This is a genomic window from Burkholderia sp. Tr-20355, assembly GCF_017104685.1.
Lineage (GTDB): Bacteria > Pseudomonadota > Gammaproteobacteria > Burkholderiales > Burkholderiaceae > Burkholderia > Burkholderia seminalis.
The window spans coordinates 36,417-60,193 of record NZ_JAAGPK010000038.1 but is presented as its reverse complement, the minus strand read 5'-3'; the positions used below and the strand labels follow the sequence as shown (position 1 = coordinate 60,193).

Below are 23,777 nucleotides of genomic sequence, written 5' to 3'. Positions count from 1 at the left end.
CGCGCGCGGGGCGGCCGGCGCGCTGCCTGCGGGCGCGCTGCCTGCGGGCGCGCTGCGCATGCCGGCCTTCGGATCCAGGACGAACTGGACTTCGATCGGCGCGTTCCAGAAATCCCGGGCCAGATCGGAGATCCGTCCCGAAAACTGGCTCTTGACCCAATCCAGCTTGAAACGATTCGGCGCGGCGATGGACAGCGTGTTCGCCGACGCATCGAAGGCCACCGGGGCCAAGGGTTTGATCCACGTCACGTACTGCTGGGGCGTCAGCTCGCGCTCCAGCAGTGCGGAACAGTGTTGCCAGAAATCGTTCATCAAGTAACTGTCGTTTTTTGCATGCACAGCGCGGCTCGCCGGCGCCCTTGTCGCGGTCGCGCAACAAGGCCCGAAGCGGTCGTGCGAGCGTGCCTCGGACGCCTGCGTCACAGTGTTGGAGGGGCAGGCGCGAGCCGAGGCGGCGTGCGGGATTCTTGGAGATAAGGCGAGATTCTAACGCCAAACGCGGCCACAGCGGGACTTATCCACAGGCTGTGTTTGTGGGGCGCGGGGCCGGATCGGAGTGGCCTGGCACAGGCGAGCGACTCGTAAAGTATTGACCGTCAACGGAAAAACGGTTTAAATAGCGGGTTCCGCGAAAACCAATCCTGTATTCCCGGCGATTGCGTTCGCCCGAATGCCTCCGGTTAAGGGCACGCGGTCCCCTGAATTTCGACATTCTCGAACAAGTGAGAACATCATGAAACGTACTTACCAACCGTCCGTGACGCGCCGCAAGCGCACCCATGGCTTCCGTGTCCGCATGAAGACGGCAGGTGGCCGCAAGGTCATCAACGCTCGCCGCGCGAAGGGCCGCAAGCGCCTCGCCATCTAAGGCAGGTTGCGCGCTGTGTCCGCCGTCCGCAGTCCTGCGGAAGGTGCCGTCGAGCCGGGTGCGAATCCGTCGCAGACGAAAGCCGCCTTCCCGAAAGCTGCGCGACTTCTGAAAACGGATGAATTTTCATCCGTTTTTCGTTTGCGCCCCTGGCGGCGCTCCGCGCACTTCGTGATTTACGGCAAGCCGACCGGTCAGCCTGCACGTCTGGGGCTCGTCATCGGCAAGAAGTATGCGCCGCGAGCGGTGACGCGTAACCTCGTGAAGCGGCTGGCGCGCGATCAGTTTCGCCTGCGCCGGGCCGAATTCGCCGGTTACGACCTGCTGCTGCGGCAGCACACGCGCTTCGACAAGAAAGCGCTGCCGAGCGCGGCTTCCGCCCCGCTCGCGGCGATGTGCGCGGCCGAGATCCGCGAACTGCTCGACAGGGCAGTCCGGGAAATCGCGCGCCGTGCGTCGAAGCCCGCGTCCGAGTGACGCATCCGTGCCCGGTGCGGCGTTCGCGCCTGCCCGGCCGGTTTTGACGCGGCGTCGTACGGCGCCGCCCAAGGTATGGAAACGGTACTGATCGCCTTGCTGCGCTTCTACAAGGTTGCCGTGAGCCCGATGCTCGGCAACCGTTGCCGTTTTTATCCTTCCTGTTCGGATTACGCGCGCGAGGCAATCCAGTATCATGGCGCCGCGCGCGGCACGTATCTCGCCGTCAGGCGCGTGTGCCGATGCCATCCGTTTTCCGCGGGCGGCATCGACCTCGTCCCGCCGCCCAACTCCGACACTCGCGCTCGCGGCGAAGCCGACGCGCGGTCCCATCGACTCTGAGACAACGCATGGATATCAAACGCACCGTCCTATGGGTGATCTTCTTCATGTCAGCTGTCATGCTGTACGACAACTGGCAGCGGTCCCATGGACGCCCGTCGATGTTCTTCCCGAGCGCCACGCAGACGGCCCCCGCGGCCGCGGCCGGCGGCGCATCGGGCACGGGCGCGACGACGACGACCGCAGGTGAAGTGCCTGCCGCCGCGGCCGGCGCCGCACCGACGACGACGGCCCCGGCCGCGCAGGCGCAGCTCGTGAAGTTCTCGACCGACGTGTACGACGGCGAAATCGACACGCGCGGCGGCACGCTCGCGAAGCTGACGCTGAAGAAGCAGGGCGACGGCAAGCAGCCCGACCTGTACATCACGCTGTTCGACCACACGGCCGGCCACACGTATCTCGCGCGCACGGGCCTGCTCGGCGGCGATTTCCCGAACCACAACGACGTCTACACGCAGCTGAACCCCGGCTCGACGTCGCTGACGGGCGACCAGAACACGCTGAAGCTGTCGTTCGAGTCGCCGGTGAAGGGCGGCGTGAAGGTCGTGAAGACCTACACGTTCACGCGCGGCAGCTACGTGATCGGCGTCGACACCAAGATCGACAACGTCGGCACGGCGCCTGTCACGCCGACGGTCTACATGGAACTGGTGCGCGACAACACGGCCGTCGAAACGCCGATGTTCTCGCACACGTTCCTCGGGCCGGCGGTCTACACGGACGCGAAGCACTTCCAGAAGATCAACTTCAGCGACCTCGACAAGAACAAGGCCGACTTCGTGAACTCCGCCGACAACGGCTGGGTCGCGATGGTGCAGCACTACTTCGCGTCGGCGTGGATTCCGCAGCAGGGCGTGAAGCGCGATATCTACGCTGAAAAGATCGATCCGACGCTGTACCGCGTCGGCGTGAAGCAGCCGGTCGCCGCGATCGCGCCGGGCCAGTCGGCCGACGTGCAGGCGCGCCTGTTCGCCGGTCCGGAAGAAGAGCGCATGCTCGAAGGCATCGCGCCGGGCCTGGAGCTCGTGAAGGACTACGGCTGGGTGACGATCATCGCGAAGCCGCTGTTCTGGCTGCTCGAGAAGATCCACAGCTACGTCGGCAACTGGGGCTGGGCGATCGTGCTGCTGACGGTGCTGATCAAGGCCGTGTTCTTCCCGCTGTCGGCCGCGAGCTACAAGTCGATGGCGCGCATGAAGGAAATCACGCCGCGCATGCAGGCGCTGCGCGAACGCTTCAAGAGCGATCCGCAGAAGATGAATGCCGCGCTGATGGAGCTGTACAAGACCGAGAAGGTCAATCCGTTCGGCGGCTGCCTGCCGGTCGTGATCCAGATCCCGGTGTTCATCTCGCTGTACTGGGTGCTGCTCGCCTCGGTCGAAATGCGCGGCGCGCCGTGGATTCTGTGGATTCACGACCTGTCGCAGCGCGATCCGTTCTTCATCCTGCCGGTGCTGATGGCCGTGTCGATGTTCGTGCAGACGAGCCTGAACCCGACGCCCCCGGACCCCGTCCAGGCGAAGATGATGAAGTTCATGCCGATCGCGTTCTCGGTGATGTTCTTCTTCTTCCCGGCCGGCCTGGTGCTGTACTACGTCGTGAACAACGTGCTGTCGATCGCGCAGCAGTACTACATCACGCGCAAGCTCGGCGGCGTCAAGAAGAAGCCTGCCTGACGCCCGTGGCACGCGCGGGCGGCCAGCCGCCCGCGACGCACGCAAAAAAAGCCGCATGGTTCATGACCATGCGGCTTTTTTGTTTCCCGGCGGCGGCGCGCGGCGCTATCGATCAGGCTTTCTTCGCTTCGAGTTTCAGGTCGCCGTAGAACTGCTCGACCAGTTCCTGCACGAGGTAGCGCTGATGCGGCGACAGCGCCTCGATCTTCGACGCGAGTTCGATCGTCTCGGGCGTCGGCGGGTAGCGCTCGTCGCGGGGCAGCGGTTGCGGCGTCGGGTGTTCGATCACGCTCGGCGACGGCCCGTAATGCAGCCAGTGCACTTCGACGCGCAACCATTCGGCGAGCGTTTCGAGTTTGTCCGATGTCGGAATCGTGCGCCCCGTTAGCCACTTGTGCGCGGTTTGCGGCGAAACGGGATGCGTTCCGCGGTGGCGCAGATTGAATCGGTTCGCCAGCTCGGTCGCGCCGGTGACCTTCTCCGGGCTGCGCCGCAGGGCGAATTTCAGGCGTTCCGAGAACGCGGCTTTTTCTTCGGATGTCGGCATGGGGGAGATTGTGCAATTCCATCGACGCGTTTCAGACAACCATATGAGCTAAACGTATCTCTTTCGGACGAATCGCGACCTTGGCCGGATGGAGTGCGGAAATTTGGGGGCAAATCGTTGGGGCGCTCCAGCGGGCATACTCGTCCGAAACGATGGCAAAGTCATCGCGCTGGACTGATACTCGGCTTATCCCCGGCGGGATAAATTCGGGCGAGTTCGAATCCGGCACGGTGGCCGGTCGCGTGTGAGCCGGCACGCTACAATGCCGGCGTTCCGATGCCCGAACTGTTGTGCGGGCGCACCGTTTTCATCCTCATCCCCGATTCCCATGCTCGCTACCGACTCCGATCCGATCGTCGCCATCGCCACTGCTGCCGGCCGAGGGGGCATCGGGGTCGTCCGCGTATCGTTCGGGCGCGGCGGCGAGGCGGCCGCGCTGCCGCTGATCGACGCGTTGTGCGGGCAGAAGCTCGCGCCGCGCCATGCGAGCTACGTGCCGTTCCTCGACGAGCATGGCGCGCCGCTCGACCGCGGGATTGCGCTGTATTTCCCGGCGCCGCATTCGTACACCGGCGAGCACGTGCTCGAACTGCAGGGGCATGGCGGGCCGATCGTGATGCAACTGCTGCTGCAGCGTTGCCTGGATGTCGGGCGCGGTTTCGGGCTGCGGCTCGCGGAGCCGGGCGAGTTCACGCGCCGCGCGTTCCTGAACGACAAGCTCGACCTCGCGCAGGCCGAGGCCGTCGCCGACCTGATCGAGGCGAGCACGGAGGCCGCGGCGCGCTCGGCGGGGCGTTCGCTCGATGGGGCGTTCTCGCGGCAGATCCATGCGCTCGTCGACGACGTGATCACGTTGCGGATGCTGGTCGAGGCGACGCTCGATTTTCCGGAGGAGGAGATCGACTTCCTCGAGGCGGCCGACGCGCGCGGCAAGCTCGCGAGGATCCGCGCGCAGCTGGCGCATGTGCTCGGCGATGCGCGGCAGGGGGCGCTGCTGCGCGAAGGGCTGTCGGTCGTGCTCGCGGGGCAGCCGAACGTCGGCAAGTCGTCGCTGCTGAATGCGCTGGCCGGCGCGGAGCTGGCGATCGTCACGCCGATCGCCGGGACGACGCGCGACAAGGTCGCGCAGACCATCCAGGTCGAGGGGATTCCGCTGCATATCATCGATACGGCCGGGCTGCGCGAGACCGAGGATGAAGTCGAGCGGATCGGCATCGCGCGCACGTGGAGCGAGATCGAGCGCGCGGATGTCGTGCTGCATCTGCTCGATTCGCGCACGGGAATGACGCCCGATGACGAAGTGATCGCGGCGCGCTTTCCCGGCGGCGTGCCGGTGGTGCGCGTGCTGAACAAGACGGACCTGACCGGCGTGCCGGCGTGCGTCGAGCATCCGGCGGCGGAAGGCGACCTGACCGAGGTGCATCTGTCGGCGAAGCGCGGCGACGGCATCGACATGCTGCGCGCGGAATTGTTGCGGATCGCCGGGTGGCAGGCGGGCGCCGAAGGCGTGTACCTCGCGCGCGAGCGGCATCTGATCGCGCTGCGGGCCGCGCAGGAACACCTGGCGCAGGCGGCGGATCACGCGGAGCAACGCGCTCAGTCGCTCGACCTGTTTGCCGAGGAGCTGCGGCTCGCGCAGGAGCAACTGAATTCGATTACCGGGGAGTTCACGTCGGATGATCTGCTGGGGGTGATTTTCAGCAGGTTCTGCATCGGGAAGTGAGCGGCTGCCTGGGACGAGACGGGCGGCTCTCTTGTCAGGCGATCTCGGTCGCCCTGTTGCTTACGACACTACACTGCACGACCACCGTGCTTGCGCTCGTCGCGCCGATCGCTGGGCGAAAATCAAACCGTCGGTGCATCGATCACGACGGCGCGTCGGCCGTTACGCGAGCGACGCGCCGGAATCCTCGCCAGCATCAATCCCAATGACGATGATGGTGGTAATACCCGTCGCCGTAGTACCCACCGTCAGGCACCACGATACAGCCGCTCAGCAACACGGCGACGCCGGCAATCAGCAAAAGGGTCTTCTTCATGGCGTTCACCTGCTCGGGTTCGATATGAAGCCCAGCATAGCGAGCGCCATCAACACCGGCTGTAAGCGATCGTATCGCCGCTCCGCAATCCGTAACGGCGGATTATTCCGGTCACAATGACCGTAACAAATAGCCAAACAGCAGACGTTTTCACGCGACGACGACCCGGTTTCGCCCTGTATCCTTCGCACGATACAGCGCGGCATCGGCGGCTTCGATCAACGCGTCGGTCGTCGACAGATCGTCGGCCGACACGGTCGCGCAACCGATGCTGACGCTCACGCGTCCGGCCGGCGAATCGGGCATCTCGAGGTTGAGCCGAAGCACGGCTTCGCGCGCTTCGTCGGCCACCACGCGCGCACCGCGCGCACCGGTGTTCGGCAGCACGATCGCGAACTCCTCGCCACCGTAACGCGCGACGATATCGGCGGGCCGCCGCACCGCACCGGCCAGCGCATTCGCGACCGCGATCAGGCACGCATCGCCCTTCACGTGACCGAACGTGTCGTTGTAGGCCTTGAAGTGATCGACGTCGACCATCAGCAGCGACAGCGGTTCGCCCTGGCGCCGCGCCTGCAGGAACAGCGTGTGGAAATGGTCGTTGAAGTGGCTGCGGTTGAATGCGCCGGTGAGCCCGTCGCGCGCGGATGAGCGAACCAGCGTCGCATGCGCCTCGAACAGCTGTTGGTACAGCATCGTCACTTCCCACGCGAGCACGCAGACGAGCACGCCCGGCGTGAACATGCTGAACACGCGCGCGACGTACCAGCCGACCGTGAAGCGATTCGTCGTCAGCAGGTTCAGCGTCGTGTCGGTCAGGCACGCGAGCACCGCGATCGCGAGCCACAGGTCGAGCGTCGTGCGCAGCCGGCCGGTGGCGAGCACCGCGACGAGCGCGAGCGCGTTGAGGAGCCACACGACGAGCGCGATGCCGTTGACGGGCAGCACGGCCGCGTCGCCGGGCGGATGGAACGCCGGCGGCAGCGACACGTTCAGCGCGAGCGCGCACAGCAGCGCCGCGGCGACGGCCGGCCCGCCGACGAGCGCGACCGTCCAGCGGCGCGTCTCGTGCTCGCCGACCGGTGCGCGCGTCAATCGCTCGCGCGCGAACAGCGCGGCCATCACGAAGCACGGGAAGCCGGCATGCCAGAAGATCCACATCCACGCGGCGCTTTGCGGGCGCGCGCCGAGCAGGCCGTGCGGCGCGAATACGCCGGGAAAGGTGAGCAGTTGCAGTGCGACGGCGAGCGCGGTGAACGCATAGGCGCCGCCGAGTGCGCCGAGCACGGGCTGGCGCGTGACGGTGAACTGCGCGCCGAGGAAGAACGCGGCGATGCTCGCGGTCGTGAACACGGTGAGTGCGCACATCGGCATGAACGGCTCGACGGCCGGCAGCGCGACGTTCGCGTGCGGCGCGGCGATCCCGAGCGCGAGCAGGATGACGAGCGCCGTCAGCGCGCCGAACCAGAGCTGACGTCGCGTCGTGTGCTGGATCAGGATGCCTTCCATGGAGTCCCCCGGACACGCGTGCCCGCACCCGATCTTGCGCCGGGCAGCACGCCTCCCGGTCGCGGCGCGACCGGTGCGGCCCGATCCTATCGCGTTATCGGCATCCGCTCAAATACCGAGCCCCGGGCCGAAGTTGCCGGCGACCCAGTGCGTGACGGCATCGACGTCCGCGTAGTCCTGTTCGGGCAGGCCGTCGAGCATCGACAGCACTTCGTTGCTGGCGCCGGCGTCGCGCGCGGCATCGACGATCGCATCCTTGTTCGCCGGGTAGCGGACGGCCGCCAGCACGTCGGCGATCTGCAGGTCGATCGTTTCGTGAGGGATATCGTGAGCAGGGGCAGCGGGCTTGTCGTTCACGTCGGCGTCTCGCGGGTTGGGCGGGAATCGGGTCGAAGGGGCGGTGCAGCGCGCGTTACTTGGCCCGGGGCGTCCGGGCCGGCGCGTGCTGCGGATCGAGGGTGAACCGGCTCAATGGCCGCGTCGCACGCGGCGCCACGGATGCTTCCAGTCGATATGCGGTGCGTTTTCGTCGCGTGGATGCTGGCGCCGGTGTTCTTGCCACAGTTCGTCGGAAAACAGCGCCGCGACGATGACGAGCGGCAGCACGAGGAATATTCCGAGTATGACTTGCTCGATCACGATAGCCTCCTTGCGGTGGCAGGAACCCTTGCTCCCATTCTAGGCTCTGAACCTCGCCCGCGTTCAATTTCTTACAGTGCGGAACGGGCCCGGACGCGGCCGTGCCGCGCGGGCGTTCCGCCCGTGCGCCGGCATCCAACAGGACACCAACATGCAACTCCAGAACGATACCCACACGCTCGCGCTGCGGCCGCTGGAGCGCCAGGACCTGCGCTTCGTCCACGAGCTGAACAACGACGCGAAGATCATGCGCTACTGGTTCGAGGAGCCGTACGAAACCTTCTCGGAACTGTCGCAACTGTACGACCGCCACGTGCACGACCAGCGCGAACGCCGGTTCGTCGCGGTCGATGCGCAACGCGAGCTGGTCGGCCTCGTCGAGCTGATCGAGCTCGACTACATCCACCGCCGCGGCGAGTTCCAGATCATCATCGCGCCGCAATGCCAGGGGCGCGGTTATGCAGGGCAGGCGACGCGCCTCGCGATCGAGTACGCCTTCAAGGTGCTGAACATGCGCAAGCTGTACCTGATCGTCGACACGTCGAATGCGGCGGCGATTCACGTGTACGAGAAATGCGGATTCCAGCACGAAGCCGAATTGAAGGAAGAATTTTTCGGAAACGGCGCGTATCACAACGCCTATCGCATGTGCATTTTCCAGCGCGATTATTTCGAACGCCCGCAATCCAGTCCGAATAAGGCAGGGTAAACACGCTGGCGAAAAACGCTTGCGACGGGACTTTCTCGGGTGCCGAATCCATGCGGGGAACTACGGATAAATACGGATTCGCTTATACCTGGCATTTTTCTTGTGTCGGGTAATGGCGATTCCGCGCTGCGGTAAAGTCGAATCGTTTCGGATGACTTTATGTGCGGCGCATCAAAATGATCGGGATCACGAAATGGATTATCCAAACCGTTCAATTGCCGCCATGTAACTTGGATGAAAGCCTTGTCGGATAACGCTTTCCGCCCGGCGTGACGGGGCTGTCCGCCACGCGACAGGTGTTTTCCGCCGCATGCGCGCGCGAAAAACGGGCTGGGCACGGGGGTGCGACAATCCGCCGCTATTGCGGTCGCACAACAAATGTGCTTGCTATCGTTTGCCGGTCTTCTAAAGTGAAAAACGCGGGTTCACGATCATCTTTAAACGCATAGCTAACCCAAGCCTGGTGCCCGCAGCCTGGAGACAGAACATGATGAAGCGTACCGGTATCCTTTTTGCCCTCGTCGGCGCATTTTGCGCGGTGTCGATTGCCCAGGCCGGCGGCGATTCCGCCGTGAAGCCGAAGCAGGAAATCCAGTTGACGAAGAATGCCTGGGGCTGCCTGTCGAAAGACAATCTGGATTCCGTACTGAATCACGAGCGTGACGGCAAGTCGCAGGCGAAGCAGCAGTACTTCGACGACTTCCGTTGCCTGTCGGTGCCGGAAGGCCAGCGCTTCCGCGTGGTGTCGGTCGACCAGGGCGACGTGCAGTTCGTCAGCGCCGACAACAGCGACCAGCAAGGCCTCTGGACCGATTCGCGCTTCGTGAAGCAGTAACCGATCCATCCCCGCGCAGTCGCACGACGCGCGAGCGCGCCGGCCCGAGGTGCCGGCGGCGCGAACCGAACACGGCCCGGCTGATGCCGGGCCGTTGCGCTGTGGGGCACGCATGACACGCGCCGGGCGGCGCGCATTCGGTATCATCACGGCCCGACCGAACCGAATGCCCGCCCGGGCCGACTCCGCATGGCGCTGAAATCCACGATCTACAAAGCCGAACTGCAAATCGCCGACATGGATCGGCACTACTACGCCGATCACGCGCTGACGGTGGCGCGCCATCCGTCGGAAACCGACGACCGGATGATGGTGCGCATCGTCGCGTTCGCGCTGTTCGCGCACGAGCGGCTCGAATTCTGCAAGGGGCTGTCGGACGTCGACGAACCCGATCTGTGGCAGAAGGACCTGACGGGTGCGATCGACGTGTGGATCGAGGCCGGCCAGCCCGACGAACGGCGCATCTCGAAGGCGGCCGGCCGCGCCGGGCAGGTCACGGTGATCGCGTACGGCGGCAAGACCTCGGATATCTGGTGGCAGGGCGTGCGCAGCAAGGTCGAACGGCTGCGCAACGTGCAGGTGCTGTCGCTCGCCGACGGCGTCGCGAGCGCGCTCGGGCAGCTCGCGGAGCGCACGATGCGCCTGCAGTGCACGGTGCAGGACGGCGCGGCGTGGATCTCGAGCGCGGACCACGATCCCGTTGCGGTCGAATGGACGGTGCTGAAGGCGCGCGCGGACGCGTGACGGCCCGCATGCCGGCCGCGTTCAGCCGATCGCGGGCGGCGGCCCCTTGAACTCGACCATGTTGCCTTCGGGATCGAACAGGTAGATCGACGGCCCGTAGCCGCCGGCGCCGTAGCGTTCGGCCGGGGCGCCCGGGCGCGCGCCGTGCGCGGCGAAATGGGCGATCAATGCGTCGGGGTCGAACGGCTCGACGCGCAGGCACAGGTGATCCAGGTTGCGCCCGGTGCCGGGCGGCCCGCTGTCGGGGCGGTCGATCGGGCCGCCGACGGCCAGCAGGTCGATCAGCGCATCGCCGGCGCGCAACTGCACGAGGCCCAGATCGGGCTGCTCCTTTTCCACATGGCAGCCGACGGCGTCGCAGTAAAAGCGCGTCATCGCCGCCATGTCGGTCACGCGCAGCACGATGTGATCGATCCCGCGGATGGTGGGCTTCATGAACCGATACTCCTTCGCAGTCGACGAGCATCGAGTGTAGGCGCATCGCGCCGGCGCCGCCGGCCGGAACACGGCACAATCGACAGACGAAAAAAAGCCCGTTCACGCAGTGCGGAACGGGCTTAATCCATATCAGGAGGAGACATGGAGGAGACAGTTCCAACTATACACACGGCGATGGTGCGACGCAATATTCCGTTTGCAAAAAAACGTCAGGACGGCGATTTGTCGCATCCGCACTGCAGCAAAATGGTGACGGGACGATGACGAAAACCGCGCCGGAGCAGCCGTTTCGGGTGTTTTGTCGGATGGATGGCCGACCGATGTGTCCCCGGTTCGCGGCGCGAATCACAGAGCAAGATTCAGGGCGCGACGGCAGGTGCCGATGTCTAGAGTAGGCACCATCTACACTAGAGCGTGCGAGGTTCAGATGAAAACTGCCTATCCGACCGACGATGCCCGCTGGGGCGCCGTGACCAAGCGCGATCCGCATGCGGACGGCGCGTTCTTCTATGCCGTGAGCACGACCGGCGTGTTCTGCCGTCCGACCTGCGCATCGCGGCTGCCGCGCCGCGAGAACGTGTCGTTCTTCGCCGATCCGGCGGCCGCGCGCGCGGCCGGCTTCCGGCCCTGCAAGCGCTGTCAGCCGGAAGGGCTGCCGCGCGAGCTCGAGATCGTCAACCGCGCGTGCGCGGTGCTCGACGCGCATGCCGAGCGGCTCACGCTGCAGCAACTGAGCGATGCCGTGCACGTGAGCCCGTTCCACCTGCAGCGGCTCTTCAAGCGCGTGGTCGGCGTGTCGCCGCGGCAGTACCAGGCCGCGCAGCGCGGCGCCGCGTTGCGGCAGGCGCTGCAAAGCGGGCAGCCGGTCACGCAGGCGGCCGTCGATGCGGGTTTCAACTCGCCGTCGCGGCTCTATGCGTCGGTGCCGCGCGAGCTCGGGATGGCGCCGTCCGCGTTCCGCCGCCAGGGCGCCGGCCTGACGATCGACTATGCGACCGCGTCGACGTCGCTCGGCACGGTGCTCGTCGCCGCGACCGGGCAGGGCATCTGCCGGATCGCGTTCGGCGACGAACCGGCGGCGCTCGTCGGCGAGCTGAAGGACGCCTTTGCCCGCGCCGAGCTGGTCGAGGCGTCCGCCCGGCTCGCGCCATTCGTCGCGCAGATCCGCGCATACCTGGACGGCACGCGGCACGCATTCGACCTGCCGCTCGACATCGCGCCGACCGCATTTCAGCAGCGCGTGTGGGAAGCGCTCACGCATATTCCGTACGGCGAGACGCGCAGCTACTCCGAGATTGCCGAGGCGCTCGGCTCGCCGCGCGCGGTGCGGGCGGTCGCCTCCGCGTGCGCGTCGAATCCGGTCGCGCTCGCGATCCCGTGCCATCGCGTCGTGCAAAAGGGCGGCGCGCTGGCAGGATATCGCTGGGGCGTGCGCCGCAAGGCGACGCTGCTCGCATCCGAGGCGCGTCATATCCACCCCGATGAAGCCGAAGCCGTGACGGAGGGCAGTGCGGTTTGAGCATCGAAACGACAACGATCACGTCCATCGCGAACGGCGGCCACGTGCCGCCGTCCGCGCAAATGACGCTGCGCTACCAGGCGCCGTACGACTGGGCGCGCGTGCTGCGCTTCTTCAGCGGGCGCGCGATTCCGGGCGTCGAACAGGTTGCGGACGGCGCGTATCGCCGCATCGTCGACCTGCACGGCGATGCGGGCCGGCTCACCGTCACGAAACATCCGCGCAAGCATTGCCTGATCGCGACCGTCGAAGGGGCCGTCGCGCGTCATGTCGACGAGGCGTTCGCCGCGCGCGTCGCGACGATGTTCGACCTCGGCGCCGATCCGGCCGCGATCGGCGGCGGGCTCGGGCGCGATCCGTGGTTCGCGCCGCTCGTCGAGGCCGCGCCGGGGTTGCGCGTGCCGGGTGCGTGGTCCGGGTTCGAACTGGCCGTGCGCGCCATCGTCGGCCAGCAGGTGAGCGTGAAGGCCGCGACGACGATCGTCGGCCGGCTCGTCGAACGGGCGGGCGAGCGCGTGGTGCATGACGACGACGGCGCACCCGCGTGGCGTTTCCCGACGCCCGACGCGCTGGCCGCGTGCGATCTCGACAAGATCGGGATGCCCGGCAAGCGGGTGGCGGCGCTGACGGGCGTGGCGCGCGCGGTGGCGGCCGGCGACGTGCCGGTCGATCGCGCGCATGCCGATCTCGCGACGCTGCGCAGCGCGTGGCTCGATCTGCCGGGCATCGGTCCGTGGACCGTCGAATACATCGCGATGCGCGCGTGGCGCGACCCGGATGCGTGGCCGGCCTCCGATCTCGTGCTGATGCAGTCGATCGCCGCGCGCGATCCGGCGCTCGACCGGCTCGCCAGCCAGAAACGCCGCACCGAAGGCTGGCGGCCGTGGCGCGCGTATGCGGCGCTGCATCTGTGGAATGAGGTGGCCGACCGGGCGGGCGGCGCGCGCGGCGGGTGATCGCGGCGCACCGCGGTCGGGTGCGACCGCAAGAAGGCGGCGCCGCAACCCGCTGCGCACGCGGTGCCGGCATGCGGCGAGTGCCGGCGTGACGCGGTCCGTGATGGCGATTCCACGCATCCGGCATCGGCCGGATGTCGCGCGTGCGGATGCCTGCGCACGCGTCGTTTCCCGATCCATTCAGCGGCACGGTTGCACCTGCCGCCACCCGTTCGTCGTTCTCGTTCCGTCCGACGAATGGCGGTGACCGGCGTGCGGATCGGCTTCGTCGCGAACGGGTGACACGGGCCCGGACTGCCGCGCCGGCCCCTCCGATGGCCCGCTCAGGCCCGTGTGCCGTGCCCGGCACCACCTCAAGCGCGTGTTCCGGCGAGATGTTAAAGTGCCCGCTACCAACGAAGCGACCAACAATCCAGCCGGCCGCGCGCGGCGTTCTGCGCGCGGCCGTCACGCACTTGCGTCTCCATGTCGAACACCATGACTCACCGCCAGTCCGAACTGCTGCTGAAACGCCTCGACGCGCTGAGCTCGGGCCCGACGCGGCAGCATCTGCCCGACGGCCTGCGCGGCATCGAGAAGGAAAGCCTGCGCGTGACGCGCGACGGCATGATCGCGTTCACGCCGCATCCGCGCGCGCTCGGTTCGGCGCTCACGCATCCGGCGCTGACGACCGACTATTCCGAAGCGTTGATCGAGCTGATCACGCCCGCCGAGCGCGATGCCGCCATCACGCTCGAACGCCTCGACGACCTGCATCGCTACGTCTATGCGTCGCTCGGCGACGAGCTGCTGTGGAACGACTCGATGCCGGGCCTGCTGCCGGCCGACGACCAGATTCCGATCGCCAACTACGGCACGTCGAACATCGGCCGCCTGAAGACGGTGTACCGGCGCGGCCTCGCGTATCGCTACGGCCGCACGATGCAGTGCATCGCCGGCATCCACTACAACTACTCGCTGCACGAGGAGGTGTGGCGGCGCCTGCATGCGGAAGAAGGCTCGACGGCCACGCTCGTCGATTACCAGTCGGAGCGCTATCTCGCGCAGATCCGCAACTTCCGCCGCCGCAGCTGGTTGCTGATGTACCTGTTCGGCGCATCGCCGGTGCTCGACACGAAGTTCCTGCGCGGCAAGCCGCACAAGCTCGACACGTTCGACGCCGACACGCTGTATCTGCCGTATGCGACGAGCCTGCGGATGAGCGATCTCGGCTACTCGAACACGACGGCCCAGGCCGCGCTGCACGTCGACTACAACACGCTGCCCGGTTATCTCGACGCGCTGTCGAAGGCCGTGAGCGAGCCGTATCCGGCATACGAGGCGATCGGCACGCATCGCGACGGCGAGTGGATCCAGATCAACACGAACGTGCTGCAGATCGAGAACGAGTTCTACTCGACGATCCGCCCGAAGCGCGTCACGTACTCGGGCGAGCGGCCGCTGCATGCGCTCGCGTCGCGCGGCGTGCAGTACATCGAAGTGCGTTGCCTCGACATCGATCCGTTCGAGCCGACCGGCATCGCGCTGGAAACCACGCGCTTCATCGACGCATTCCTGCTCGCGTGCGCGCTGGACGACAGTGCGCCGCTCGACTGCGATGCGTACAAGGAAGCGAACGCGAACTTCGGCAGCGTGACGATGGAAGGCCGCAAGCCGGGGCTCGCGCTCACGCGCGACGGCCAGTCGATCTCGCTGCGGCAGTGGGCCGACGCGCTGATGGCCGATATCGAAACCGTCGGCCGCCGCCTCGACGAGATCCGCGGCGGGGACGAGCACGCACGCGCGATTGCCGCGCAGCGCGAGAAGCTCGCCGACCCGGAACGCACGCCGTCCGCGCGCGTGCTGCGCACGATGAGCGACAACGGCCAGTCGTTCCTCGCGTTTGCGCTCGCGCAGAGCGAAGCGCATGCCGCGCATTTCCGCGCCCGTCCGCCGTCGGCGGATACGCTGCACACCGAGCAGGCGCTCGCCGCGAAGTCGCTGGCCGAGCAGGCCGAACTCGAAGCGAAGGAGGCCGGATCGTTCGATGCGTTCGTCGCGGCCTATCGCGCCTATACGCTGAACCGCTTCAGCGTCTGACGGTCGCGCAGGCGGCCGGCGCAGCGCGCGCCGCGCCGCCGCGGCGCGATCGTCCGGTTCCTTCCGTCATCGGATCAGTGATGCGCGTACGTGCCGCGATCGATCGCGTGCGGCAGCGCCGGCTTGCCTGATTCCCCGTTCGCCCGGCCGTCGCTGCCGTGACCGGTGTCGCCGCCGCGCGTCCGCGCGGCACGCTGCATGATCGCCTGCATGTGCTCCGGAAAGTCGGGACTGCTTGCAAGACGCGTCCGGTAGCCGGCGGCCTGCAATTCAACGAGTTCCTGGCGGACCTGCGCGCGCGTCACCGTCGATGCCGCCTGCGCATGGGCGGCGACGGCCGCGCCGATCAGCAGGAAGGCGCATGCCGCGTGTTGGATCGTCTTCATCGTGTCTGCTCCGAGAGGTTCCGGTGCCGCGCCGTTTCTGGCCCGGCCGGAATCGATGCAGCCAGTCTAGGCGTCGGATGCCGGACGAAACATCCTCGTTGCCGTCAGTCACCTTTGCCGCGCGCGCAACATTGCGCGGTCGACCGCATGACCGGGCTTCCTGTCGAACGCGACAGCCGCCCGCCATCCGCCGGTCATCTGGCGGCGCAACGGCCGTATCGGGTCGTCGCGCATCGGGCTTGTCCCCCTTGTACAAGCGCCGCGCGCCTCCTAACCTCTTTTAAGCGACCGATCGGTTGGCCATGCAACGTCGTTGCGTGCGCAAGCGCCCGATCGTGGTCGTGACCACAGGACATCGCCTTGTACCGAACCCGGGGCATCGACACGCCAACCCGGGTCGTCAGCGCAAGGCATGGGACCCGAGTAAGCGCTAAAGCGCCAACTCGGGTCGACATCTGGAGACACGATGAACCCGACCGACGCCCTACCGCCCGGCATCGTCTTCGCGCAGCCGCTGACGCCCGTCGCCCACTCGCTGCTGCTGTCGTTTCTCGTCGCCGCGATCCCGATCGCCGTCGCGCTGATCGCGCTCGGCGTGCTGCGCCGCCCGGCGTGGCAGGCGTCGCTCGCCGGGCTCGTCGCGGGCCTCGCGGTCGCGATCGGCGCGTGGGGCATGCCGGCCGGGCTGGCGTTCAACGCGGTCGGCGCCGGCATGGCGCTCGCGGTCGTGCCGGTGATGTGGATCGTCTTCAACGCGCTGCTGCTGTACAACATCGCGGTGAAGTCGGGCCGCTTCGACCAGTTCCGGCAGTGGATGCTCGACAACCTGCCCGACGACCGCCGCCTCGTGCTGCTCGTCGTCGCGTTCTCGTTCGGGTGCCTGCTCGAAGGGATCTCCGGATTCGGCACGCCGGTCGCGATCACGAGCGCGCTGCTGATCGCATTGGGTTTCCCCGCGCTCGAAGCGCTCACCTATACGCTGCTGTTCAACACGGCGCCGGTCGCGTTCGGCGCGCTCGGCGTGCCGATCACCGTGCTCGGCGCGGTCACGTCGCTGCCGCCCGCGACGCTCGCGCAGATGGTCGGCCGCCAGCTGCCGTTCTTCGCGCTGCTGCTGCCGTTCTACGTGGTCGGCGCGTACGGCGGGCTGCGCTCGATTTCGAAGCTGTGGCCGGCGCTGCTCGTGTCGGGCGGCAGTTTCGCGCTCGCGCAGTTCGTCACGTCGAATTTCCTCGGCTACCAGCTCACCGACGTGCTGTCGTCGCTCACGTCGCTGATCGTGACGATCGGCTTCCTGCAGGTGTGGAAGCCGCAGCCCGATCCGCAATACGCGCTCGCGCGCAGCGTGCCGGCGGCGGCCGGCGCCGCGCGCGCGGGCTTCGGCGGCTGGCTGCCGTGGCTCGTCGTGTCGGTGGTCGTGATCGTGTGGGTGCACGCGAACATCGCGGCGATCGGCGACGTGAAGATCAAGTGGCCGGGTCTGCACAACGCGGTGTTCGTGTCGCTGTACCACAAGCCGTATGCGGCGATCTGGGACTTCCAGCCGCTCGGCACGGGTACCGCGATCCTGGTGTCGGCGCTCATCACGGCCGCGCTGACGCGCACCGGCCCCGGCGCGTTCGTCGAATGCGTGGTGAAGACGTGGCGGCAGACCTGGATCGCGATCGTCACGGTGATGATGATCGTCGGCCTCGCGTACCTGCTGAACTACTCGGGCATCAGCTACACGCTCGGCACCGGCGTCGCGTCGACTGGCGCGTTGTTCCCGCTGGTGTCCGCGTCGCTCGGCTGGATCGCCGTGTTCCTGTCGGGCAGCGACACGTCGGGCAACGCGCTGTTCGGCAACCTGCAGGTCGTGGCCGCCCGGCAGCTGGGCCTCGATCCGGTGCTGATGGCCGCGACCAACTCGTCGGGCGGCGTGATGGGCAAGATGATCTCGCCGCAGAACATCGCGACGGGCGTATCGACGACGGACCTGAAAGGGCAGGAAGGTGTCGTGTTTGCGCGCACCTTCTGGCACAGCGTGATTCTCACGCTGCTGCTCGGCGTGCTGGTGTTCCTGCAGCAGCACGTGCTGACGTGGATGATTCCGGCACTGCCGAAATGAGGTGAGCGCAACGACGGAAGGAAGGCACGAGGCAACACGAGGGAAGGCGCGGGAACAGCGCCGGTCAAGTGCGGAACCGGCGAGCGCGCGGCAGCTCAGCGCGCGTTCGCCCGCCGCGCCGTGCGTCCGGTTTCGTCCGCCGCGGCCGGCTTGCCGCCGTCCGGCAGGATGCACGCGAGGAACGCGTCGATCGCCGGGCTCTGGCGGCGCGCCTTCAGGTAGTACACGTATTCGTCGATCGTCGTTTCGGCGCCGCGCAGCGCGATCACGCGCAGGTCAGGATGGCGTTCGGCCTCGCCGAGCGGAAACAGGCTGCCGCCCACGCCGTGCAGGATCGCCTCGCGGATCGCTTCGCGGCTGCCGATCTCGGCAACCGACACGGCCGCGACACCGGCCGCCGCCAGGATCGTCTCCGTGCAGCGGCGCGTGACCGAACCTTCCTCGCGGATCAGCAGCCGCACGTCGGCGAGTCGAGCCGGATCGATCGCATCGAACCGCGCGAGCGGATGGTTGCGGTGCACGACGAGCACGAGCGGATCGGTCGAGATCACCTTGCGTTCGAGGCCGTCGGCATCGTTGCGCCGCGACGAGACGGCGAGGTCGATGCGGAATTCCTGCAGCGCCTGCAGGATTTCATCGGAGTTGCCGATCCGGCACGTGAGCGCGATCGACGGATGCGCGTGCGAGAAGCGGCCGACCGCATCCATGATGTAGTACGGGCCCGTTGCGCCGATCCGCAGGTGGCCTTCGAACAGGCCGCCGACGTTGCGCAGCATGATGTCGGCCTGCGCCTCGAGCGCGATCATCTGCTCGACGAGCGGCAGCAGCTCGATGCCGGTCTCGGTCACCTCGAGCTTGCGGCCGCTGCGGTAGAACAGCTCGACGCCGTACACCTGTTCGACCTGCCGGATCTGCGCGGCGATCGTCGGCTGGCTCACGCCCAGATGGCGCGCGGCGCGCGTGATGCTGCCCTGCCGGACGGTCGCGTGGAACGCCTTCAGCTGATCGAACACGACTCGGCTTCCCCCCCCTCTTCATCGCGCGTCAGCGTAGCGCACGCGTGTGTCGGCCGCATGAAAGGCGCGTCGTGCGCCGCTTCGAAAAAAACCTGTGGGTCACCCAAAGAAACCTGCGGTAACCGGTCATGGCCGGGACACGCCGGTGCGGGGTAATGGCGGGTAACACACCGACCGCCGGCCCCGCTCGACCGGCCCTCACTCCTACCGACAACAGGGTTCCCTTCATGTCCTCGAACAATCGACGCGATTTCCTGCGCCTTGCCGCGCAGTCGGCCGGCGCGATGGCCGCCTATGCGGGCTTTCCGCCTGCGATCCGCAACGCGCTGGCGATGCCGGCCGCCTATCGCACGGGCACGATCCGCGACGTCGAACACGTCGTGATCTTCATGCAGGAAAACCGTTCGTTCGACCATTACTTCGGCGGGCTGCGCGGCGTGCGCGGCTTCAACGATCCGCGCCCGCACCTGCTGCCGAGCGGTGCGCCGGTATGGCAGCAGCCGCCGGCGTCGGTGTTCACGAAGAACTACCATTCGCGCGGCCTCGATCCGTCGGCGCCGTACGTGCTGCCGTTCTACCTCGATCCGAAGCAGACGACCGAATTCCAGCCGGGCACCAACCACGGCTGGAGCAGCGGCCACCTGTCCTGGAACAACGGCCAGTGGGACCAATGGGTGAACCAGAAGCAGGACGTGCTGACGATGGGCTATCTGAAGCGCCAGGATCTCACGTACCACTACGCGCTGGCCGATGCATTCACGATCTGCGATTCGTACTTCTGCTCCGCGCACGCGGACACCGCACCGAACCGCATCTACCTGTGGACCGGCACGGTCGACCCGCGCAACGTCTACGGCAACCCGCCGAACGGCCCGGGCATCGGCGAGCGCGACGACGTGAACGGCTACACGTGGACGACCTACGCCGAGCGCCTCGAGAACGCGAAGATCAGCTGGAAGGTGTACCAGGGCGGCACGGGCATCCCGGGCGACCCGACCGACAACTACACCGACAACTCGCTGATGTTCTTCAAGAAGTTCCAGGTGAAGGAAGGCGCGAGCGGCCCGCTGGTCGACAAGGGCGCATCGGACCACACGCTCGCCGAGCTGAAGGCCGACGTGCAGGCGAACCGGCTGCCGCAGGTGTCGTGGATCGTGTCGCCGTACAAGTACAGCGAGCACCCGCAGGCGTCGCCGACCGACGGCGCGTTCTACATCAACATGGTGCTCGAGGCGCTGACGTCGAACCCGGAGGTGTGGGCGAAGACGGTGTTCATCCTGAACTACGACGAGAACGACGGGCTGTTCGACCACGTCGTGCCGCCGGTGCCGCCGGTCACGAGCGGCGTGGGCGGCCAGGGCATCGTGTCGTCGAACCTGCTGTCGAACCTCGGCGACGAGCTGCTCGACCTGAACCAGTATCCGGGCGAAATGAGCCCGCTCGTGCCGGGCGCCGACCCGGGCGGCATCCAGCCGATCGGCCTCGGGCCGCGCGTGCCCCTGATCATCATCTCGCCGTGGACGAAGGGCGGCTGGGTCTGCTCGGAAACGTTCGACCACACGTCGGTGCTGCGTTTCCTCGAAGCGCGTTTCGGTGTGAAGGAGCCGAACATCAGCGCATGGCGCCGGTCGATCTGCGGCGATCTCACGTCGGCGTTCGACTTCTCCGCGCGACCCGACACGCGCACGGTGAGCTTCACGGTGCCGCAGCACATCGCGACGGCCGGCCAGGCGTACCAGGTGCCCGCCCGGCAGTCGATGCCGGCGCAGGAGCCCGGCACGCGTCCGGCGCGAGCGCTGCCGTACGAGCTGTTCGTGCATGCCCACGTGCATGGTCGCGACGACAGCGTGTCGCTCGACTTCGCGAACGCCGGTGACGCGGGCGCCGCGTTCTACGTGTACGACCGCCGCAACCCGGCGACGCCGCCGCGCCGCTACGCGGTGTCCGCGCACGACCGCTTCGCCGATACGTGGAGCACGTCGGCCGCGCGCGGCGAGTACCATCTCGCCGCCTACGGCCCGAACGGCTATCTGTGCGAGTTCCAGGGCAACACGCGGCTCGCCGCGGACGGCCGCCACGCGAACCCCGAGGCGAAGATCGGCTACGACGTGCGCAACCGCCACGTGTACCTGCAGCTGCGCAACAGCGGCCGCGCGACGTGCCGCGTGACGGTCGACAACGCATACGGGCATGCGCCTGCGCGGACCTACACGCTGGAGCCGGGCGAGCGCATCGAGGATCACTTCGCGCTGTCGTCGAGCCACGGCTGGTACGATCTGACGATCACCGCGACGACGCTGCGCGGCGGCGACGACAAGGTCGTGCGCCGCTTCGCGGGCCACGTCGAAACGGGCCGGCCGAGCCAGAGCGATCCGGGGCCGGTGAAGCGCACGGCCTGACGGCCGGATGTCGCGCGGCCGGGCAGGTTCGGCCGCCGCGTGCGCGCCGCCTGCCGGGCGTGTTCCGGCAGGCGGCATGGATTTTTGGAAACTGAAAACTGTTGACAATATGTCGGACCGAGGGTATACAAGGATCATTCGCCGATAGGGCGCCCTCGTTTTCACCCGCAGCTCCGCTGCCTGTCCGACCATGACTTCCCCGAACGCGCTCAGCGCCATCGAACTCCTGCAAAGCCAGTCGCTCGCGATGATCGTCCAGGACATGCTCGAGCGCGCGATCGTTTCCGGCGAATACGCGCCCGGCGAAAAGCTCAACGAAGTCGACATCGCGACCAGGCTGAACGTGTCGCGCGGCCCCGTGCGCGAAGCGTTTCGTGCGCTGGAGCAGGCCGGCCTGCTGCGCAACGAGAAGAACCGCGGCGTGACCGTGCGCGTCGTGCCGCTGCGCGAGGCCGAGGAGATCTATGAAGTGCGCGCGATGCTCGACGAGTCGGTCGCGCGCGCGCTCGCGACGCGCATCTCGCCCGACACGCTGAAGGTGCTGAAGGGCATCATCCAGTCGATGAAGGACGCCGCGAAGACGCACGACGTCACGCGCTATACCGAGCTGAACGTGCAGTTCCACGATGCGATGGTGGTCGGCGTCGGCAATACGCACCTCACCGACACCTACCGCCGGCTGGTGCGCCAGCTCGGCCTGCTGCGCCAGGCCGCGATCGAGGCCGAGGAGGATGCGATCGCCGTGTCCGCGGCCGAGCACGACAAGATCGTGCAGGCGCTCGCGGCCGGCGACGGCGAGCAGGCCGTCGCGCTCGTGCGCGAGCACGTCGCGCACGGCCTCGCGCGGATGCGCCGGACGCACGAGCAGGGGCTGCCGGCCGCGGGCAAGGCGGCGCGGGATAAAACCGCGCGCGCATGAGCGTCGGCGGCGCCCGCGCGGGCTGCCGCACACACACAAAGGGACGCTGCGCAGCGTCCCTTTTTCGTTGCGTCGTCAGGTCGACGCGTCGTCACGCCTTGTCGGCCTTGCCGGCTGCGCTCGCAAACTTCGCGAGCCACGTATCGACAGCCGATGGCTGCCGGCTTTCGTCCTCCGCGCGCTCTTTGCGACGGATCGCATTGCGCACGACGTGCGCGCCGACGTAGCGGATCGGCTCCGGCGGGAAATGGCCGAGCGGGCCGCGCGCGATCGGACTGCGCGTCCATGCGTTGTCGAGGCCGAGCACGAGCGACGACAGGATCTGCCCGCCCATGTAGGTCGGCCCGACGCCGTTGCCCGAATAGCCGAAGCCGTAGAACACGTTCGGCGCGTCGTCGAGGCGGCCGAAGAACGGGAAGCCCGTGACCGAACGATCCGACGGGCCGTTCCAGCTCGCGGTGACCGGCACGCCGGCGAGCGACGGGAAGAACTCGCGCAGGCTGTGTGTGAGTTGCGCCTCGTACGGCGAGCGCCGGTCGAACACCGGCGCGATGCGGCTGCGCCACGAGAACGTGTTGCCGCCCTTGCCGAGCATCAGCCGCCCGTCGGCCGTCGTGCGGTAGTAGTAGACGAAGATCCGCGAATCGAGCACCGACACGCCGTCCACGAGGCCGGTCTCCTCGAGCAGTTCCGGGCATTTCTCGGTGATCACCATGTCGCTCGACACGACCGCGATCGTGCGCTCGAACTGCGGAAAGCGGCTCGCCATCCACGCGTTGATCGCGAACACGAGCGTGCCCGCCGTGACGCTGCCGGACGGCGTGCGCACGACGGCCGGCTGCCCGGGCGTGAAGTCGAGCATCGGCGTGCGCTCGTAGATCCGGATGCCCATCGCGCGCGCGACGCGGCGCAGCCCGCGCACGAGCTTGCCGGGATGCACGGTCGCGGCGATCGGCGAGTAGACGCCGTCGATGTTGCGCGCGGAGCCCGAGCGGCGCGCGACCTCCGCGGGCGGCAGCGGTTCGTAGCTGTGGATGCCGGCTGCGGCGAGCGCGTCGAGCACCGGCGCGAGCGTGCCGACCTGCGCGCGCGACGTCGCGGTGTACAGCGTGCCGTCGAGGCGCAGTTCCGCGTCGATGGCGTGCGCGCGGCAGAAATCGGCGATGTGCTGCACGGCCGCTTCGGATGCCCTCACGAGCCGGATTGCCTCGGCTTCGCCGAACAGGCGCCGTAGCGTCAGGAATTTCGCGGACCACGTGAGCAGGCAGCCGCCGTTGCGTCCGCTCGCGCCGGCGCCGCACAGGTCGGCCTCGAGGATCGCGATGTCGAGCGCGGGGTTCTGCTGCTTCGCCTGGATCGCGGTCCAGAGTCCCGTGAAGCCGCCGCCGACGATGCACACGTCGGCCTGCGTCGCGCCTTGCAGCGCGGGGGCGAGATCGCCGTCGTTGAACAGCGCTTGTTCGATCCAGAAGGGTCGCATCGGATGGTTCGTCAATAAGGGTCGAGGCACGTGCCGCGCACGGCCGGGAAACGGGCGGCCGCAGGCGCGTACGCACGCGGCCGGCTGCGTCGC

23 protein-coding genes are annotated in these 23,777 nt (G+C 67.4%); 14 read left to right on the top strand and 9 right to left on the bottom strand.

What is annotated here, in order from left to right; translation table 11 throughout:
- A partial coding sequence (locus G3N62_RS13055) for a DnaA N-terminal domain-containing protein (RefSeq protein WP_277399638.1) occupies positions 1-312 on the bottom strand: 312 nt, incomplete at its 3' end.
- Positions 313-733: 421 nt separating this feature from the next.
- On the opposite strand from G3N62_RS13055, the gene rpmH reads away from it, so the two are divergent.
- From rpmH to yidC, 4 genes are all read left to right on the top strand, one after another.
- Positions 734-868: a 50S ribosomal protein L34 gene (gene rpmH / locus G3N62_RS13050; RefSeq protein WP_004198824.1), complete on the top strand. Its 135-nt coding sequence runs from the start codon at positions 734-736 to the stop codon at positions 866-868.
- 15 nt (positions 869-883) lie between these two features.
- Entirely contained in the window at positions 884-1,345 is a 462-nt protein-coding gene (rnpA, locus tag G3N62_RS13045) for a ribonuclease P protein component (RefSeq protein ID WP_006489941.1), read from the top strand.
- Between the two features lie 75 nt (positions 1,346-1,420).
- Positions 1,421-1,687, top strand: coding sequence for a membrane protein insertion efficiency factor YidD (gene yidD / locus G3N62_RS13040; RefSeq protein ID WP_006750110.1), 267 nt, complete (start codon positions 1,421-1,423; stop codon positions 1,685-1,687).
- 8 nt (positions 1,688-1,695) lie between these two features.
- The gene (yidC, locus tag G3N62_RS13035) at positions 1,696-3,363 is read left to right on the top strand and encodes a membrane protein insertase YidC (protein WP_034190191.1); all 1,668 of its coding nucleotides are present in this window, start codon (positions 1,696-1,698) and stop codon (positions 3,361-3,363) included.
- Between the two features lie 112 nt (positions 3,364-3,475).
- Here the strand turns inward: yidC and G3N62_RS13030 are convergent, their stop codons facing one another.
- Positions 3,476-3,910 (bottom strand): transcriptional regulator, encoded by a 435-nt coding sequence (locus G3N62_RS13030; RefSeq protein WP_034190192.1) that lies wholly within the window; start codon positions 3,908-3,910, stop codon positions 3,476-3,478.
- Between the two features lie 328 nt (positions 3,911-4,238).
- Here G3N62_RS13030 and mnmE point away from each other — a divergent pair, with 328 nt between their 5' ends.
- Complete coding sequence (gene mnmE, locus G3N62_RS13025; protein ID WP_124670484.1) at positions 4,239-5,633, top strand: tRNA uridine-5-carboxymethylaminomethyl(34) synthesis GTPase MnmE; 1,395 nt, start codon at positions 4,239-4,241, stop codon at positions 5,631-5,633.
- A 466-nt stretch (positions 5,634-6,099) separates the two neighbouring features.
- Here mnmE and G3N62_RS13020 read toward each other — a convergent pair whose 3' ends face one another.
- From G3N62_RS13020 to G3N62_RS13010, 3 genes are all read right to left on the bottom strand, one after another.
- A complete protein-coding gene (locus G3N62_RS13020) occupies positions 6,100-7,458 on the bottom strand; it encodes a sensor domain-containing diguanylate cyclase (RefSeq protein ID WP_034190194.1) in 1,359 nt (452 codons plus the stop codon).
- Positions 7,459-7,566: 108 nt separating this feature from the next.
- On the bottom strand, positions 7,567-7,815 hold the full coding sequence (locus G3N62_RS13015; protein WP_049029761.1) for a DUF2795 domain-containing protein: 249 nt from the start codon (positions 7,813-7,815) through the stop codon (positions 7,567-7,569).
- A gap of 111 nt (positions 7,816-7,926) precedes the next feature.
- Positions 7,927-8,097: a hypothetical protein gene (locus G3N62_RS13010; protein ID WP_006489933.1), complete on the bottom strand. Its 171-nt coding sequence runs from the start codon at positions 8,095-8,097 to the stop codon at positions 7,927-7,929.
- Between the two features lie 151 nt (positions 8,098-8,248).
- Here G3N62_RS13010 and speG point away from each other — a divergent pair, with 151 nt between their 5' ends.
- The 3 genes from speG to G3N62_RS12995 all read left to right on the top strand — a co-directional run bounded on the left by speG (position 8,249) and on the right by G3N62_RS12995 (position 10,385).
- Positions 8,249-8,806, top strand: a complete 558-nt coding sequence (speG, locus tag G3N62_RS13005; RefSeq protein ID WP_049029762.1) for a spermidine N1-acetyltransferase — start codon at positions 8,249-8,251, stop codon at positions 8,804-8,806.
- Between the two features lie 487 nt (positions 8,807-9,293).
- Positions 9,294-9,641, top strand: coding sequence for a hypothetical protein (locus tag G3N62_RS13000; RefSeq protein WP_034190197.1), 348 nt, complete (start codon positions 9,294-9,296; stop codon positions 9,639-9,641).
- Between the two features lie 189 nt (positions 9,642-9,830).
- Positions 9,831-10,385, top strand: coding sequence for a YaeQ family protein (locus tag G3N62_RS12995; RefSeq protein WP_034190198.1), 555 nt, complete (start codon positions 9,831-9,833; stop codon positions 10,383-10,385).
- A 21-nt stretch (positions 10,386-10,406) separates the two neighbouring features.
- Here G3N62_RS12995 and G3N62_RS12990 read toward each other — a convergent pair whose 3' ends face one another.
- Positions 10,407-10,820, bottom strand: coding sequence for a VOC family protein (locus G3N62_RS12990; RefSeq protein ID WP_124670485.1), 414 nt, complete (start codon positions 10,818-10,820; stop codon positions 10,407-10,409).
- Positions 10,821-11,250: 430 nt separating this feature from the next.
- Here G3N62_RS12990 and ada point away from each other — a divergent pair, with 430 nt between their 5' ends.
- The 3 genes from ada (at position 11,251) to gshA (ending at position 15,377) form a co-directional block, all read left to right on the top strand.
- Positions 11,251-12,342, top strand: a complete 1,092-nt coding sequence (gene ada, locus G3N62_RS12985) for a bifunctional DNA-binding transcriptional regulator/O6-methylguanine-DNA methyltransferase Ada (protein WP_034190200.1) — start codon at positions 11,251-11,253, stop codon at positions 12,340-12,342.
- Positions 12,339-13,298 carry an AlkA N-terminal domain-containing protein gene (locus tag G3N62_RS12980; RefSeq protein ID WP_049029766.1) on the top strand — a complete coding sequence of 320 codons (960 nt, stop codon included), beginning with the start codon at positions 12,339-12,341 and terminating at the stop codon, positions 13,296-13,298. The genes ada and G3N62_RS12980 overlap by 4 nt, the downstream gene beginning before the upstream one ends.
- A 465-nt stretch (positions 13,299-13,763) precedes the next feature.
- Complete coding sequence (gene gshA, locus G3N62_RS12975) at positions 13,764-15,377, top strand: glutamate--cysteine ligase (RefSeq protein WP_185733098.1); 1,614 nt, start codon at positions 13,764-13,766, stop codon at positions 15,375-15,377.
- Positions 15,378-15,451: 74 nt separating this feature from the next.
- Here gshA and G3N62_RS12970 read toward each other — a convergent pair whose 3' ends face one another.
- Positions 15,452-15,763, bottom strand: a complete 312-nt coding sequence (locus G3N62_RS12970) for a DUF4148 domain-containing protein (protein ID WP_124670487.1) — start codon at positions 15,761-15,763, stop codon at positions 15,452-15,454.
- A gap of 466 nt (positions 15,764-16,229) precedes the next feature.
- Here G3N62_RS12970 and G3N62_RS12965 point away from each other — a divergent pair, with 466 nt between their 5' ends.
- Positions 16,230-17,870 (top strand): L-lactate permease, encoded by a 1,641-nt coding sequence (locus G3N62_RS12965; RefSeq protein WP_034190204.1) that lies wholly within the window; start codon positions 16,230-16,232, stop codon positions 17,868-17,870.
- A gap of 95 nt (positions 17,871-17,965) precedes the next feature.
- On the opposite strand, the gene G3N62_RS12960 is transcribed toward G3N62_RS12965, so the two are convergent.
- On the bottom strand, positions 17,966-18,883 hold the full coding sequence (locus tag G3N62_RS12960) for a LysR family transcriptional regulator (protein ID WP_124670488.1): 918 nt from the start codon (positions 18,881-18,883) through the stop codon (positions 17,966-17,968).
- Positions 18,884-19,113: 230 nt separating this feature from the next.
- Here G3N62_RS12960 and G3N62_RS12955 point away from each other — a divergent pair, with 230 nt between their 5' ends.
- Together G3N62_RS12955 and G3N62_RS12950 are read left to right on the top strand one after the other, a co-directional pair.
- A complete protein-coding gene (locus G3N62_RS12955; RefSeq protein WP_124609246.1) occupies positions 19,114-21,285 on the top strand; it encodes a phospholipase C, phosphocholine-specific in 2,172 nt (723 codons plus the stop codon).
- A 190-nt stretch (positions 21,286-21,475) separates the two neighbouring features.
- The gene (locus G3N62_RS12950) at positions 21,476-22,204 is read left to right on the top strand and encodes a phosphonate utilization associated transcriptional regulator (protein ID WP_034190207.1); all 729 of its coding nucleotides are present in this window, start codon (positions 21,476-21,478) and stop codon (positions 22,202-22,204) included.
- Between the two features lie 91 nt (positions 22,205-22,295).
- Here the strand turns inward: G3N62_RS12950 and G3N62_RS12945 are convergent, their stop codons facing one another.
- Positions 22,296-23,684 carry an FAD-dependent oxidoreductase gene (locus G3N62_RS12945; RefSeq protein WP_124670489.1) on the bottom strand — a complete coding sequence of 463 codons (1,389 nt, stop codon included), beginning with the start codon at positions 23,682-23,684 and terminating at the stop codon, positions 22,296-22,298.
- Between the last annotated feature and the right edge of the window lie 93 nt (positions 23,685-23,777).